The sequence below is a fragment of the Neisseria sp. 74A18 genome (genome assembly GCF_001308005.1).
GTDB classification, from domain to species: domain Bacteria; phylum Pseudomonadota; class Gammaproteobacteria; order Burkholderiales; family Neisseriaceae; genus Neisseria; species Neisseria dumasiana.
This window is the reverse complement of the sequence record NZ_LGZA01000013.1, coordinates 22,348-38,201: the sequence shown is the minus strand read 5'-3', so window position 1 is coordinate 38,201 and position 15,854 is coordinate 22,348. Positions and strand designations below refer to the sequence as shown.

The window sequence follows — 15,854 nt, the reverse complement described above, 5'->3', positions numbered from 1 at the left end:
TGCCGTGCATCTTGCACAAACTGAAAGCCCGAGCATCATGCGTATCGTAGAGAAAGCCTATACTTTTGACGATGTTTTACTGGTTCCCGCACATTCCCAAGTGCTGCCGCGAGACGTCAAACTCCAAACCCCCCTCACCCGCAACATCACCATCAATCTTCCCCTTCTTTCTGCCGCAATGGATACGGTTACCGAAGCCAAGCTGGCCATTTCTATGGCTCAGGAAGGCGGCATCGGCATTATCCATAAAAACATGACGGTAGAACGCCAAGCCGCTGCCGTGGCCAAAGTTAAGCGCCACGAAAGCGGCATTGTTAAAGACCCGGTAACCATTCCGCCCGAAATGCCGATTCGCGATTTGGTGGAAATGCTGTCGCGCCGCAAGCGCAAAATGTCGGGCCTGCCGGTGGTGGAAAACGGTAAAGTGGTCGGCTTGGTAACCAACCGCGACCTGCGTTTTGAAAAACGTCTCGACCAACCGGTTTCGGCCATCATGACCCCGCGCGAGCGTTTGGTTACCGTGCCGGAAGGCACCAGCATCGAAGATGCGCGCGATGTGATGCACGACCATAAAGTCGAGCGCGTATTGGTTGTGAACGAAGCGTGGGAGCTGAAGGGTCTGATTACGGTTAAAGACATTCTGAAAACCACCGAATTTCCGAACGCCAACAAAGATTCAGACGGCCGCCTGCGTGTAGGCGCGGCGGTTGGCGTCGGCGCAGATACCGACGAGCGCGTAAAAGCATTGGTTGCGGCGGGCGTGGACGTATTGGTGGTGGACACTGCCCACGGCCACAGCCAAGGCGTACTCGACCGCGTGCGTTGGGTAAAACAAAACTTCCCGCAAGTACAAGTCATCGGCGGCAACATCGCCACCGCCCAAGCCGCCCGCGATTTGGTTGCGGCAGGTGCGGATGCGGTTAAAGTCGGCATCGGCCCCGGTTCTATTTGTACCACCCGCATCGTGGCCGGTGTAGGCGTACCGCAATTGACTGCGATTCACAATGTTTCCGAAGCCTTGAAAGGCACCGGCATTCCGCTGATCGCCGACGGCGGCATCCGCTTCTCCGGCGACATCGCCAAAGCGTTGGCAGCAGGCGCCAGCACCGTGATGCTCGGCGGTATGTTTGCCGGCACGGAAGAAGCACCGGGCGAAATCGAACTGTATCAAGGCCGTTCGTACAAATCTTACCGCGGCATGGGTTCTTTGGGCGCCATGAGCCAAGGCTCTTCCGACCGCTACTTCCAAGACAAGCAGGACAGCACGGATAAATATGTGCCCGAAGGCATCGAAGGCCGCGTGCCGTACAAAGGCCCGATTGTGCAGATTATCCACCAGCTGATGGGCGGCCTGCGCTCGAGCATGGGTTATTTGGGCTGCGCCAGCATTGCCGAAATGCACGAGAAAGCCGAATTTGTGGAAATCACTTCGGCCGGCATGAGCGAATCACACGTTCACGACGTGCAAATCACCAAAGAAGCACCGAACTACCACCGCTGATATGGTACACAGGCCGTCTGAAAATATGTTCGCTTTCAGACGGCCTCGGCATTTTATACAAAACGGCCTATCTAAAATTACATGCCGCTACATCAAAGCCGCTTTTAGGTTCATTGACTTCCGACAAGTTTTATATGATTTAACGGCAAAATACTCGTTTCAGACGGCCTGAAACGCTATAATCGGCAACTGTAATATTATTTCACAGCAGCCCTTGTTCCGGCCGAGACCCTTCAAAGCCCACAGATGCGTATTCACTTGAAGGCTTAACAGCACAGCGGGTGTAGACGTATCATATTAGATAGGCTTAGATAGGCAAACAAGCGGGCAGCACACAACGCAGAAATGCGCCGCAGACGAGCGTTTTACAAAGGTCTCAGGCCGTCTGAAACCACCCTATTTCATTTTAATTGTTCAAAATCAGGAGATTTCCATGAGCACAATCGTTGATATTTTTGCCCGCGAAATTCTGGATTCCCGCGGTAATCCCACCGTTGAGTGCGACGTACTGCTGGAGTCGGGCGTAATGGGGCGTGCCGCCGTACCCTCCGGCGCATCCACCGGCCAAAAAGAAGCATTGGAACTGCGTGACGGCGACAAAACCCGTTATTTGGGCAAAGGCGTGCTGCAAGCCGTAGAACACGTCAACAACGAAATCGCTCAAGCCCTGATTGGCTTGGACGCATCCGAGCAAAGCTACATCGACCAAGTGATGATTGAACTCGACGGCACCGACAACAAAGGCCGCTTGGGTGCCAACGCCACTTTGGCCGTATCCATGGCCGTTGCCCGTGCCGCCGCCGAAGATGCCGGCCTGCCGCTCTACCGCTACTTGGGCGGTGCCGGCCCGATGGCCATGCCCGTACCGATGATGAACGTGATCAACGGCGGCGCACATGCCAACAACAGCTTGGACATTCAAGAATTTATGATCATGCCCGTAGGCGCAAAAAGCTTCCGCGAAGCCCTGCGCTGCGGTGCCGAAATTTTCCACGCCCTGAAAAAATTGTGCGACGACAAAGGCTTCCCCACCACCGTAGGTGACGAAGGCGGTTTCGCGCCCAACTTAAACAGCCACGAAGAAGCCCTGCAACTGATGCAGGAAGCCGTAAAAGCCGCCGGCTACACCCCCGGCGAAGACGTATTGTTTGCCTTAGACTGCGCTTCGAGCGAATTCTACAAAGACGGCAAATACCACCTGAGCGCAGAAGGCTTGGCCTTGAGCAGCGAAGAGTTTGCCGACTACTTGGCCAAACTGGTCGATACCTACCCCATCGTTTCCATCGAAGACGGCATGGACGAAAATGACTGGGCAGGCTGGAAACACCTGACCGAAAAACTGGGCAAAAAAGTACAATTGGTCGGCGACGACTTATTCGTTACCAACCCGAAAATTTTGGCCGACGGTATCGAACAAGGCATCGCCAACGCCCTCTTGGTAAAAGTCAACCAAATCGGCACCCTGAGCGAAACCCTCAAAGCCGTGGAGATGGCCAAACGTAACCGCTACACCAGCGTAATGAGCCACCGCTCGGGCGAAACCGAAGACAGCACCATCGCCGATTTGGCCGTTGCCACCAACTGCATGCAGATCAAAACAGGTTCGTTAAGCCGTTCCGACCGCATGGCCAAATACAACCAGCTGCTGCGTATCGAAGAAGAATTGGCCGAAGCCGCCTACTATCCCGGCAAAGCCGCCTTCTACCAACTGGGCAAATAATTAAAGGTATCTAATATATGAAGTGGGTTACCCTGGTTTTAATCGCCGCACTGACATGGTTCCAATACAGCCTTTGGCTTTCCAAAGGCGGCTGGCGCGACATGTGGCGCCTGCAAGACCAAGTTGCCGCGCAGGAAGAAAAAAATCAGGCACTGACTTTGCGTAACAATGCCCTTACGGCAGAAGTAAACGATTTGGCCGAAGGCCAAGATGCCATCGCCGAAATCGCACGGGTGGATTTAGGCTACATCCAAAACGGAGAAACCTACTACCGCTTGGTTTACCGCCGCTAAGGCATCAAACCGCAATCAGGAGGCCGTCTGAAAACTTTTCAGACGGCCTCCCTTTTATTACCCACCGTTAACCGTAAAATTTTAACCCATTGAATTATTTAAATATAAACAAATAAAAAACACGCCGTCACAGTGTAAATCACGCCGGAAAATTTGAGATTTACACCAACTGTCGGTACAATCGCACCCTGTTTTGCTTACTTAAAAAGAGAAAGATATGAGCCTGATCAGCGAAATCTTGCCTTTATCACATATTGTGCTGGATTTAGAAGTCAGCAGTAAAAAACGCATATTCGAGCAAGCCGGGCTGCTGCTTGAAAACGAAGCCGGATTAGCCCGCGCAGATGTGTTCGACTGCCTGTTTGCCCGCGAAAAACTCGGCACCACCGGCTTGGGTCAAGGCGTGGCCATTCCCCACGGCCGCCATGCTTCGGTTAAAAAAGCCGTAGGTGCATTCATCCGCACGCAAGAACCTGTGGCATTCGATGCGCCCGACGGCAAACCCGTTTCTCTGATTTTCGTGCTGTTGGTACCCGAAAACGCCACAGGCGAGCATCTTGAAGTGCTGTCGAAACTGGCAGGCAGATTCTCCCAAAAATCAGTACGCGAAGCATTGATGGCTGCCACATCTGCCGAAGAAGTGCAGCAGCTTTTAAAAGAAGAGTAAACAATGCCCAGCATATCAGTACGCCGCCTTTACCAAGACAACCAGCACAAGCTGCAACTGGCTTGGGCAGCAGGAACGGCGGGCGCCGACAACCGTATCGGCGTTGAGGCCGACAAGCCCGTTTTGGCGCTGGTCGGCCATTTGAATTTTATCCACCCCAATCAAGTTCAGGTTTTGGGCGTGGCGGAAGTCGAATACCTGCAACGCATGGAGGCCGGAGAAACCGCCGCCGGTTTTTATCAGCTTTTCGATCTGCCCATGTCGCTCGTTATCGTGGCGAACGATCTGCCCGTGCCGCCCGTGCTACGCGACTACTGCCACACCAATAACGTGCCTTTGCTGATGTCCAAACGGGAAAGCCCGTATCTGATGGACGTTTTGCGCATTTACCTGCAACGCGTTTTGGCCGTATCCACCATCAAACACGGCGTGTTTCTCGACGTGTTTGAAATCGGCGTATTGATCACCGGCCAATCCGGGCTGGGTAAAAGCGAACTGGCGTTGGAGCTGATTTCCCGCGGCCACAGCCTGATTGCCGACGATGCGGTAGAGCTATACCGCACAGGCCCCGAAACCCTCGACGGCCGCTGCCCGCCGATGCTGCGGGATTTTCTGGAAGTGCGCGGGTTGGGCGTGCTCAATATCCGCCACATTTTCGGCGAAACTTCCATCCGCCCCAAAAAAATACTTCAATTAATCATCAATCTGGTTCCGGCCGACGACGAATACATGAAACGGCTCGACCGCCTGAGCATCCGCTCCGAAACCGAATCTATTTTAGATGTCAACGTGCGTTCCGTTACCCTGCCCGTAGCCATCGGCCGCAACCTCGCCGTATTGGTCGAAGCCGCCGTGCGCAACTATATTCTGCAGCTGCGCGGCAAAGACAGCACCAAAGAATTTTTGGAACGCCACCAAACCATGCTGAAAGAAAACGAATCCGGCCATGAAAATAGTATTAATTAGCGGGCTTTCCGGCTCCGGCAAATCCGTTGCGCTCAAACTTCTCGAAGACTTAGGCTATTACTGCGTCGATAACCTTCCCATCGGCCTGCTGCCCGACTTGGTAACATACCATACCGAAAGCAGCGAAGTTTCCCAACTGGGCATCAGCATCGACATCCGTTCCCGCATCGACATCAAAGAAGCCGAAACACAAATCCGACAGTTGCGTCAACAAGGTCATAACGTGGAAATTCTGTTTCTCGAAGCCGAAGAAAGCGTGCTGATCCGCCGTTTTTCCGAAACCCGCCGCAGCCACCCCCTTTCCGGGCAAACCCTCACCCTACTCGAAAGCCTGCAAAAAGAAAAGGCTTGGATTTTCCCCCTGCGCGAGCTGGCCTATTGTATCGACACTTCAAAAATGAACGCCCAGCAACTGCGCTACACCGTTCAACAATGGCTGAAACTCGAACGCAAAGGCATGTTGGTGATTTTAGAATCATTCGGCTTCAAATACGGCGTACCTTCCAACGTTGATTTTCTTTTCGACATGCGCAGCCTGCCCAACCCCTATTACGATACCGAACTGCGCCCGTACAACGGCATGGACAAACCGATTCAAGACTATCTCGGCCAACAGCCCGCCGTGCAAGAAATGATTAACGACATCAGCAACTTCATGAGCCGCTGGCTGCCCCAAATGCAGGTAGAAAGCCGCAGTTACGTTACCATCGGCATCGGCTGCACCGGCGGGCAGCACCGCTCCGTGTATGTAGTCGAACAGCTTGCCAAACGGCTGCAAGGCCAATACGAACTGCTTGTGCGCCACCGCCAACTTATCCGATTGGCAGAGCGTTAACTGTCTTTTCAGACGGCCTCTTGCACCGGAGGCCGTCTGAAAGCTTAAAACAAAACAATATGCTATAATTACAGCATTCATTCAGGCAGCCTTTGTCGGGCTGCCTGATTACGTTATTCGGCCGATTACGGGCAATAAACCAACCCGAAATAAAGCAGCACTATTTTCAGACGGCCTCCCCGCAAAACACATACCCATAGCAAACCCATTTGCTATCCATATCGATAAAAGAGCAAAACATTATGGCAATCCAATGGTTTCCCGGCCACATGAACAAGGCGAAAAAAGCCATCGCCGAGCGCATCAAAAGCATTGATATGGTGATTGAAATGCTCGATGCCCGCCTGCCCGCCTCCAGCGAAAACCCCCTGCTGGCACAACTTTCGCGCGGCAAACCCAAGCTCAAAATCCTCAACAAACAAGACCTTGCCGACCCCGAACGCACCGCCGTTTGGCTCGATTACTACAACAACAAGCCCGACACCCAAGCCATCGCCCTCGACTCTTCCGAGCAAGGTGCCACCGCCAAAATCACCCGCGCCTGCCGCAACATGATGCCCAACCGCGGCGGCATCGACAAACCCCTGCGCGTACTCATCTGCGGCATCCCCAACGTCGGCAAATCCACCCTGATAAACGGCATGATCGGCAAAAAATCCGCCAAAACCGGCAACGAACCCGGCATCACCAAAGCCGAACAACGCCTGTTTCTCGCCGACGACTTCTGGCTCTACGACACCCCCGGCATGTTGTGGCCGAAAATCATCGTAGAAGAAAGCGGCTACAACCTCGCCGCCAGCGGCGCCGTAGGCCGCAACGCACTCGACGAAGAAGAAGTCGCCCTCGAACTACTCGACTACCTGCGCCGCCACTACCTGCCCCTGTTGCAGGCACGTTACCAAGCCGACAAAGACCCGAGCAGCCATTGGAACGACACCGAATGGCTCGAATGGATCGCAAAAAAACGTGGAGCCGTATTAAGCGGCGGACGCATCAACTACCAAAAAGCCGCCGAAAACATCCTTACCGATTTCCGCGACGGCCACATCGGCAGAATCACGCTCGAAACGCCGAACCAATGGGAAGCATGGCTCAAAACAGCCAAACAGAAAGAAGCCGAATTGAAAGCCGCCCGCGAAGCCAGAAAAGCGGAGCGTAAAGGACAAAGGCAGTCTGAAAAAGAATAAAACACCGGGGTGGCCATCCCTGCCCAACGCTTCCGACAACTGTTTGCCTTGCATTAAAATGGAAACCGAAGGCGGACAGTGATGCCCGCCCTACGCAGCCCGACCGCAATCCGACTTACCGAAGGAGTGCATTATGAAAACCGTTTTCCGCACCGTTTTGGCGGTAGCCGCTTTATCGCTAACCGCCTGCTTGCCCACAACCGGCGGCAGCCATGAAAGCCGTATTCAAGTATACAAACACGACGGTTCCCGCCAGTGCGAAGCAGGTATCAGCCCCGCCGACATGCAAAAAGAACTGCAAGGCATCCGCGTTTATGCGGCGGAAAAAAGCGAACTTTCAGACAAAGCCTACCCCGAAGTATGCGGAGGCGATACCGGCACCATCAACGTTTATATGATTGATACGAAAGATCGAAGCGAAGCTGAAAAGCGCGGGTTTAAAGTCTTGCCCCCGACACCGCAATAATCTTTTCAGACGGCCTGACCATTCTGCTGCCCTAAAAGGCCGTCTGAAAACCGCTATGCCCGCAGCTCGCAACAACACGGTAAAATCCGTCGAGCATTATCGAAAGCATCGCCATGAAACCGATGACCTGTAACGCCTTACTGACCGCCCTTGTTGCTCTAAGTGCCTGTGCCGCTTCCAACAGCCCGAATGTGCCGAAAACCGCATACATCCAAGTCTATAAACACAATGGCTCGCAGCAATGCTACGGCGGCGGCATCAGCCCTCAAGCCATGCTGAGTGAATTGAACGGCATCCAAGTCTATGCCGCGGAAGCACACAGACTGCAAGGTGTGATGTTCCCCGCTGTATGCGGCGGATTAACCGGAAACGTCAATGTTTACACGATTGATGCAAAAGACAGAAGTAAAGCTGAAAAACGCGGGTTTAAGGTATTGCAGGAGAAAGACTAATTATTTTATTTCAGCTTTCAGACGGCCTGTCTGAAAAATAATCTGTTTATTTGACGAAAATATTAAACTGCCTATCATGTCTAAACCACGTTCCCAAACCATTAGGATTTTTCTGCCTTCAGGAAACCCGCGCGGAATCCGTAAAGTTGAACGCACCAGTAACAGTAATATTCGCCTGATTGAAATCCCTCGTACCGACTTACATCTTTTTTACGAGATGAAAGAAGCGGGGGATATGGGTATTTATTTTCTAGCTGGAGGTAATCAGCTTTATATCGGCGAAACGACGGATTTAAGTACCCGTATTAAACAACATGACAAAGCTAAAGCGTTTTGGCAGCGTGCTTTTATTGTTGTATTAAACAATGATTTTCGAACCCTCGATCATTTATATTGCTTAGAAAAAACGGCTATTGAGCATGCTCAAGCCGCAGGCAGATTTTCGTTAGAAAATGGTACGGCCGGTAACACCCACCGCCATTTACATGATTCCATTCGTTCAGACTGCGAAAATATTTTTGATGAAATCGACACATTACTGGCGGTATTGAATCAGGATTTTTTTACTGAAAAACAAGAGTATAGCAGTGAAGTAGAGGCACTACTTAAAGCAACAGCCCAACTTGAAATTTCGCCTGTGCAAGAGAAACCGTCTAAAGACAATATAAACGAATATTCAATCCCTAATACATGGACAGACAGGACTGTTACGGTATTCTGCCGAAGTAGAGATAAAATCTTACGCGGGAAGGGTCTGTTTAATGTAGAAACAAAGCAAATTTTGTTGCTTGAAGGCACGATGATTTATCGAAAGATTTCTGAAACATTTCCTCCCGGCTGGAAAGAAGTTTACCAACAATGGCTCGCAAGTAACTTTTTGGCAGACAGTAAAGATCCCGATTATTATGTTTTGCAGTCGGCACAATTATGCGCCAGCCCGAGTATGGCCGCAGCATTGGTGCTGGGCAACAATCGTAACGGTTGGCAATATTGGCGTACGGAACGTGGTTTAACTTTAGATGAAACCTATCGTAAAAAATAAGCCTAAACCAACCACACTAAACCATACTTTTAACGCTATATCAGGCCGTCTGAAAACTACCATACACCGCACCATGACCGACAAACTCCCCCCCGATGCGCTGATCGAAGCCGCGCTGCTTACCCAAACTGAACCGCTCAGCGAAAAGACCATGCGCGAGCTGTGTGCGCCGCCGCTGTCGCCCGACAAGCTGATCGATGTGCTGGCGAACTTGAAAACCCGCTGGCAAAACCGCGCTTTGCAGTTGGTGCATACGCATGAAGGCTGGCGTTTTCAGATTGCCCAAGCCGCATTCGAGCGGTTGGGCAGTCTGCAGGAACAGCGTGCGCCTCGTTATTCGCGTGCGGTGATGGAAACGCTGGCGATTATCGCCTACCAGCAGCCGGTTACGCGCGGCGATATCGAAGGCATACGCGGCGTGGCGGTGTCGCAAAACGTGATGCAGACGCTGCAAGACCGCGGCTGGATTGAGGTGATCGGCCACCGCGATTCCATCGGCCGCCCTGCTTTATGGGCGACAACCAATGTGTTTTTAAGCGACTTGCAGTTGGAAAGTTTGGAAGAACTGCCGCCGCTCACCGAATTGGGCGAGCTGGTATTGCCCGATTTAATCGAGCCTGCCGAAAGCGGCGACGAAGAAGAAACAGAAGCCGGCCAAACCGAGCCGCATTCCGAACCGCCCGTACTGAATTAATGAGTAGGTCGGATACTTGTATCCGACTTACGGTTAAATTAATTTCAGACGGCCCCCATCATATAGAAGGCCGTCTGAAAACCCATCTTATTTATTTTTTAACAACCCATCCTGCCGCACAAGCCGCAGAAGAACCGTTTTCCTTTCAGGAAAATGCGTTAGGAGCTTTTAGTGAATACCAAAAAAATCTCAAGCAAACGTGAATTGCGCGACGGCGCACCGGCCAAGAAAAAGGCTGCCCGCAAAAACACAGGCAAGTTTTCAGACGGCCTTAAGAATAAAACAGGCGTAAAAGAAGCCGCAGGCAAACCCGCCGCGCCGAAAACGCAGGCTTCCCGCGCCAAGAAACTGGTGGTGCGCAATCCCAATCAAAAAATCATGGAACGCGCCCGCGATTTGAAAGAAAAACGTGTCGATTTAGACAGCTTCGAGCCGGTGCGCCTGCAAAAAGCCCTTGCCGCATCGGGCGTGGGTTCGCGCCGTGAAATGGAAGACTGGATTACGCAGGGCTTGGTTACCGTCAACGGCAAAACCGCCCAGCTTGGCGACAAAGTTTCGCCGGAAGACCAAGTTACCGTGAAAGGCAACGTAATCAAGCTCAAATGGCCCGACCGCCTGCCGCGCATTATTCTCTATTACAAGCAAGAAGGCGAAATTGTCTCGCGCGACGACCCGCAAGGCCGCGTGAGCATTTTCGACCGCCTGCCGCAAGCCGCCAGCAGCCGCTGGGTGGCCATCGGCCGTTTGGACATCAACACCAGCGGCCTGTTGATCCTGACCACATCGGGTGAACTGGTCAACCGCTTCGCCCACCCCAGCTTTGAAGTCGAACGCGAATACGCCGTGCGCGTGTTGGGCGGTCTGGACACCGAACAAATGAAAATGCTTACCGAAGAAGGCGTGATGTTGGAAGACGGCTTGGCCAAAGTGGAACGCATTTACGAGCAAGGCGGCGAAGGGGCAAACAAATGGTACAACGTGATTATTAAAGAAGGCCGCAACCGCGAAGTGCGCCGCATTTTCGAGCATTTCGGCTTAACCGTGAGCCGTCTCGTGCGCGTAGGCTTCGGCCCCATCGGTTTGCCCAACCGATTGAAACGCGGCCAGTTTTACGAGCTGAATCCGGCCGAAGTGGCGGGCGTGATGAAATGGGCCGACATGCCCCTGCCCGGCTCCCGCCGCCGCAGATAATTGCCCCATCTTCTCCGCCGCCTTGCTCACAAGGCGGCATGATCTTCTACTTTGATACATTGACTTTTTACACACAACATCATGTTGAAATTTACCTTACATAAAACCGACGGCCACGCCCGCCGCGGCACACTCGAACTCAACCACGGCACCATCGAAACGCCCGTATTCATGCCCGTCGGCACCTACGGCTCGGTCAAAGCCATGACGCCCGCCAACCTGCACGACATCAAAGCGCAAATCATTTTGGGCAACACCTATCACTTGTGGCTGCGCCCCGGCTTGGAAGTGATCGAACAATTCGGCGGACTGCATCAATTTATCGGTTGGAACAAACCTATTCTCACCGATTCGGGCGGTTTTCAGGTATTTTCGCTTTCCGACATGCGCCAACTTACCGAAGAAGGCTGCACGTTCAAAAGCCCGATCAACGGCGACAAACTGTTTCTGTCGCCCGAAATCTCCATGAAAATCCAAACCGTGCTTAATTCCGACATCGCCATGCAGCTCGACGAATGCACGCCCGGAGAAGCCACGCACGAGCAGGCGCGTAAATCGCTGCAAATGAGCCTGCGTTGGGCGGAGCGTTCCAAAAAAGCGTTTGAAGATTTAAACAACCCGAATGCGCTGTTCGGCATCGTGCAAGGCGCGATGTATGAAGACTTGCGCGAAGAGTCGTTGAAAGGCTTGGAAGAATTCGACTTCCCCGGCTTGGCCATCGGCGGCCTTTCGGTAGGCGAACCGAAACCCGAAATGTACCGCATGTTGCGCGCCGTCGGCCCGATGCTGCCCGCCCACAAACCGCACTACCTGATGGGCGTCGGCACGCCCGAAGATTTGGTGTACGGCGTGGCGCACGGCGTAGATATGTTCGACTGCGTGATGCCCACCCGCAACGCCCGTAACGGCTGGCTGTTTACCCGCTTCGGCGACATCAAAATCAAAAACGCCAAGCACAAGCACGACACCCGCCCGCTGGACGAAAGCTGCACCTGCTACGCCTGCCAAAACTTCAGCCGCGCTTATCTCTACCATCTGCACAAAGCCGGCGAAATCTTGGGCGCGCAATTAAACACCATCCATAACCTTCATTTCTATCAAGTGATTATGGCGGAAATGCGCGAAGCCATCGAACAAGGCAAGTTTGCCGAATGGCAGGCGCAGTTCCACGAAAACCGCGCGCGGGGTACGGATTAAACGCCCGCCGGCATATTGCTTTTGTCGATATGTAAACAGGCCGTCTGAAAAATAATTTTCAGACGGCCTGTTTTGTGTATAGTGAATCCGCTTAAAAATAGTACATACGTCATACTCGGGCTTGACCCGAGTATCTCTTAAATTTGCTGAAACTCAAGATACTCTGGTCAAACCCGAGTATGACGGTTTTGTTATTAAGCTTAAGTGGATTAACCATATTTCAGACGGCCTCCAACCTTGTTAAGGCCGAGACCTTTGCAAAACCCCCATCTGCGGCGCATTTCTGCGTTGTGCGCAGCTCGCTCGTTTGCCTATCTGTATGATATGTCTGCACTCGCTGTGCTGCTACGTCTTGAACTGCATCCACATTTGGGAGTTTTGCAAAGGTCTCAGGCCGTCTGAAAAAATAATTTTCAGACGGCCTGTTTTATGTATAGTGAATCCGTTTAAAAATAGTACACAAGTCATACTCGAGCTTGACCCGAGTATGACGGTTTTGTTATTAAACTTAAGTGGATTAACTATATTTCAGACGGCCTCCGGCATTGAGGCCGTCTGAAAAAATGCCGCCCATTCATCACACCATGCCGATGCCCGATACTTCCCTTGCCATCCTCGCGGCGGCGTTGTCGGTCATGCCGCCGACAAAATCCAAAATCTTCATATAAGCTTGATAGAGGCTGTCTTCGGCGCTGATCGGGTCGTCGTTTTTCAGCAGTTCCAAAGCCAGCGATTGGCGAACGCTCACTTTTCCTTGCGTAACCAAAGCATAAGCAGCAGGAACGAGCAGGTCGAGAATCGAGCCGACGCACGGGAAAGCGGCAATTTCGGTAATCAGTTTGCTTTGGTGGCGGAAAATCCTTGTTCGTGCCAACTCTTTGGCTTTTTCCAAAGTATTTTGCACTTCGGGGCTGCACAAAGCCAATAAATCCCGTCCTTTAAACCGGCCGCCCAGCAAGTCTTGCTGATGCGTCATGAATGTTTGCGCCACATCTTCAACCGCCCGTCCGATGGCCATACCGCGCAGCATGGCGCACCGCTGGCGGCTGTTTTGCGCCTGCCATGCACCTGTGGCTTCGGTAAAGGTGAGTTCCGACAAAATGCTTTCCACTTCGGCATCGCCCAGCAAGCCGATTTCTACCGCGTCTTCCAAATCGAGCAGGGCGTAGCAGATGTCGTCGGCGGCTTCCATCAAATACGACAGCGGATGGCGCGCCCAGCGGTCTTTGCCCAACTCAATCAAGCCCAACTCTTCGGCCACACGACGGATAAAGGGCAGTTCGGTTTGATAAATATTGAATTTTTTCAATCCGTTGGGATCAAGCGTTGTCCACGGGTATTTCAGCAAGGCGCCGATGGTGGCCGAAGTTAAGCGCATACCGCCTTTGCCGCGGTACATTTCGAGATTGGCCAAAATCCGCAGGCTGTGGGCATTGCCTTCGTAAGTCTGCACATCGTTGCGCTCGCCTTCGCTCAAGGCTTCCAGATAAACGCTGTGGGCAGGGTTGCGGAACCAGTCGCGCAACGCATCTTCGCCCGTGTGCCCGAACGGCGGGTTGCCCAAATCATGCGCCAAACAGGCCACCTGAACCACCGCACCGATGTCGCTCGGCGTATTACCTTGCGGCAGAAAACCGCCCGCCTGCATCATCACGCCGACGCGGTTGCCCAAACTGCGGCCAACGCTGGCCACTTCCACGCTGTGGGTCAGGCGGTTATGGGTATGGTCATGTTCGGCAAACGGATGAACCTGCGTTTTGCGCCCCAAACGGCGGAATGCGCCGGAGAACACCACGCGGTCGTAGTCGATATGGAAATCGGTACGCAGGGCATCTGCGCCCTCTTGGGTAGACGGTGTTACCGTGGGCACGATTTCGCCGTCTTTCATGCGGAAGCGTTGGGGGGAGAGCAGTTGCTGCCAATTCATTACGTTCATAAGCAATGGGGTCTTTATGGATAAGAAGGCCGTCTGAACCTTTTCAGACGGCCTTCGGGTGTGGGTTATTTACCGCGCATCAATTCAAAGAAATCGTTGTTGTCTTTGGAATCTTTGAGCTTGCCGACCAAAAACTCGGTGGCTTCGATTTCGTCCATCGGATGCAGGAATTTGCGCAGCAGCCACATGCGTTGGAGCTGGTCGTTCGGCACCAGCAACTCTTCGCGGCGCGTGCCGGATTTGTTGATGTTGATGGCGGGGAACAGGCGTTTTTCGGCCATGCGGCGGTCGAGGTGCAGCTCCATATTGCCCGTGCCTTTGAATTCTTCGTAAATCACGTCGTCCATACGGCTGCCGGTTTCTACCAAAGCCGTGGCGATAATGGTGAGCGAACCGCCCTCTTCCACATTGCGCGCGGCACCAAAAAAGCGTTTCGGACGGTGCAGCGCATTGGCATCGACACCGCCGGTCAGGATTTTGCCGGAAGCCGGAGCCACGGTATTGTAGGCGCGCGCCAAGCGGGTGATCGAATCGAGCAGAATCACCACGTCTTTTTTATGCTCGACCATACGCTTGGCTTTTTCCAACACCATTTCTGCCACCTGAACATGGCGGGCGGCCGGTTCGTCAAACGTAGAAGACACCACTTCGCCGCGCACGCTGCGTGCCATTTCGGTTACTTCTTCGGGGCGTTCGTCGATCAGCAGCACAATCAATTCTACTTCGGGATAATTGGCGGTAACGGCATGGGCGATGTTTTGCAGCATCACGGTTTTACCGGTTTTGGGCGGGGCAACCAAGAGGGCGCGCTGGCCGCGGCCGATGGGGGAAACCAAATCGATGGCGCGGCTGGTAATGTTTTCTTCGGCTTTGATGTCGCGCTCGAGTTTGAGCTGTTTGGTGGGGAAAAGCGGAGTTAAGTTTTCAAAGAGAATTTTGTGTTTGCAGACTTCAGGGTTGTCGCCGTTGATGCTGTCCAAACGCACCAAGGCAAAATAACGTTCGTTGTCTTTGGGTACGCGCACGCTGCCTTCAATGGTGTCGCCGGTGTGCAGGTTGAAGCGGCGGATTTGGCTGGGAGAAACGTAAATATCATCGGGGCCGGCCAAATAAGAAGTATCGGAGCTGCGTAGAAATCCGAAACCGTCGGGCAGAATCTCAAGCGTGCCGGAGCAGGTAAATGATTGGCCCTGCTTCATCAGTTGGCGCACAATGGCAAAAACAAGGTCTTGTTTACGCAGGCGGTTGGCATTTTCGATGCCGTGCTGCTCGGCCATTTCCAAAAGTTTGGAGATGTGTTGTGTTTGTAGTTCAGAAACGTGCATAGTGATTAATGTAAATGGATTTTGACAGATATTTTGATTGCGGCGGCAAAAGCTTGAAAGGCCGTCTGAAATTCAAGATATATCGGGGATTCGGTTGCCTGAGCGGCAGATAGAACGACAAGGTGCTTGTCGGGGTGGCATTTTAGGGAGTTCGCCGGTAAGTGTCAAATGGATTTAAGCGCAGAGCCTTTCCCGCAGGCCGTCTGAAACAACCGTTTACAGTTTTCCGTCGATTATAAAACTTATGTTTTTAACAATACGGCATATACGCCCCTTTACCGCTGCGGCTGCTTTCAGACGGCCTGTTTATTTTTTGATGCTTATTTCCAACAGCATACAACGATACGGCTATAATAATCCTTATAAAATAAACTCAGGCGCA

Annotated in this window: 16 protein-coding genes; 14 read left to right on the top strand and 2 right to left on the bottom strand. The window is 52.7% G+C overall.

Annotated elements, in window-relative coordinates:
- The first annotated feature begins 37 nt into the window (after positions 1–37).
- The 14 genes from guaB to AKG43_RS13255 all read left to right on the top strand — a co-directional run bounded on the left by guaB (position 38) and on the right by AKG43_RS13255 (position 12,613).
- On the top strand, positions 38–1,501 hold the full coding sequence (gene guaB / locus AKG43_RS05735) for an IMP dehydrogenase (protein WP_054599609.1): 1,464 nt from the start codon (positions 38–40) through the stop codon (positions 1,499–1,501).
- A gap of 433 nt (positions 1,502–1,934) precedes the next feature.
- A complete protein-coding gene (gene eno / locus AKG43_RS05730) occupies positions 1,935–3,221 on the top strand; it encodes a phosphopyruvate hydratase (protein WP_054599608.1) in 1,287 nt (428 codons plus the stop codon).
- Positions 3,222–3,238: 17 nt separating this feature from the next.
- Positions 3,239–3,514, top strand: coding sequence for a cell division protein FtsB (gene ftsB, locus AKG43_RS05725; RefSeq protein WP_054599607.1), 276 nt, complete (start codon positions 3,239–3,241; stop codon positions 3,512–3,514).
- A gap of 217 nt (positions 3,515–3,731) precedes the next feature.
- Positions 3,732–4,181, top strand: coding sequence for a PTS IIA-like nitrogen regulatory protein PtsN (ptsN, locus tag AKG43_RS05720; protein ID WP_054599606.1), 450 nt, complete (start codon positions 3,732–3,734; stop codon positions 4,179–4,181).
- A 3-nt stretch (positions 4,182–4,184) separates the two neighbouring features.
- Positions 4,185–5,147, top strand: a complete 963-nt coding sequence (gene hprK, locus AKG43_RS05715; protein WP_054599605.1) for an HPr(Ser) kinase/phosphatase — start codon at positions 4,185–4,187, stop codon at positions 5,145–5,147.
- Positions 5,128–5,982, top strand: coding sequence for an RNase adapter RapZ (gene rapZ, locus AKG43_RS05710; RefSeq protein ID WP_054599604.1), 855 nt, complete (start codon positions 5,128–5,130; stop codon positions 5,980–5,982). The genes hprK and rapZ overlap by 20 nt, the downstream gene beginning before the upstream one ends.
- Positions 5,983–6,224: 242 nt before the next feature.
- Positions 6,225–7,169, top strand: coding sequence for a ribosome biogenesis GTPase YlqF (gene ylqF, locus AKG43_RS05705; RefSeq protein WP_054599603.1), 945 nt, complete (start codon positions 6,225–6,227; stop codon positions 7,167–7,169).
- 133 nt (positions 7,170–7,302) lie between these two features.
- Positions 7,303–7,635, top strand: coding sequence for a hypothetical protein (locus tag AKG43_RS05700; protein ID WP_054599602.1), 333 nt, complete (start codon positions 7,303–7,305; stop codon positions 7,633–7,635).
- A 113-nt stretch (positions 7,636–7,748) separates the two neighbouring features.
- A complete protein-coding gene (locus AKG43_RS05695) occupies positions 7,749–8,087 on the top strand; it encodes a hypothetical protein (RefSeq protein WP_054599601.1) in 339 nt (112 codons plus the stop codon).
- Positions 8,088–8,163: 76 nt separating this feature from the next.
- Positions 8,164–9,129 (top strand): GIY-YIG nuclease family protein, encoded by a 966-nt coding sequence (locus AKG43_RS05690; RefSeq protein WP_054599600.1) that lies wholly within the window; start codon positions 8,164–8,166, stop codon positions 9,127–9,129.
- Positions 9,130–9,202: 73 nt separating this feature from the next.
- Complete coding sequence (locus AKG43_RS05685; protein WP_054599599.1) at positions 9,203–9,823, top strand: SMC-Scp complex subunit ScpB; 621 nt, start codon at positions 9,203–9,205, stop codon at positions 9,821–9,823.
- A gap of 171 nt (positions 9,824–9,994) precedes the next feature.
- Positions 9,995–11,014 (top strand): pseudouridine synthase, encoded by a 1,020-nt coding sequence (locus AKG43_RS05680; protein WP_054599598.1) that lies wholly within the window; start codon positions 9,995–9,997, stop codon positions 11,012–11,014.
- A gap of 81 nt (positions 11,015–11,095) precedes the next feature.
- On the top strand, positions 11,096–12,211 hold the full coding sequence (gene tgt, locus AKG43_RS05675; RefSeq protein WP_054599597.1) for a tRNA guanosine(34) transglycosylase Tgt: 1,116 nt from the start codon (positions 11,096–11,098) through the stop codon (positions 12,209–12,211).
- A gap of 255 nt (positions 12,212–12,466) precedes the next feature.
- Entirely contained in the window at positions 12,467–12,613 is a 147-nt protein-coding gene (locus tag AKG43_RS13255) for a lipoprotein signal peptidase (RefSeq protein ID WP_082402930.1), read from the top strand.
- A 175-nt stretch (positions 12,614–12,788) separates the two neighbouring features.
- On the opposite strand, the gene AKG43_RS05670 is transcribed toward AKG43_RS13255, so the two are convergent.
- Both AKG43_RS05670 and rho read right to left on the bottom strand, forming a co-directional pair.
- Positions 12,789–14,138: a deoxyguanosinetriphosphate triphosphohydrolase gene (locus tag AKG43_RS05670; RefSeq protein ID WP_054599627.1), complete on the bottom strand. Its 1,350-nt coding sequence runs from the start codon at positions 14,136–14,138 to the stop codon at positions 12,789–12,791.
- Between the two features lie 74 nt (positions 14,139–14,212).
- Positions 14,213–15,472, bottom strand: a complete 1,260-nt coding sequence (rho, locus tag AKG43_RS05665; protein WP_054599596.1) for a transcription termination factor Rho — start codon at positions 15,470–15,472, stop codon at positions 14,213–14,215.
- Between the last annotated feature and the right edge of the window lie 382 nt (positions 15,473–15,854).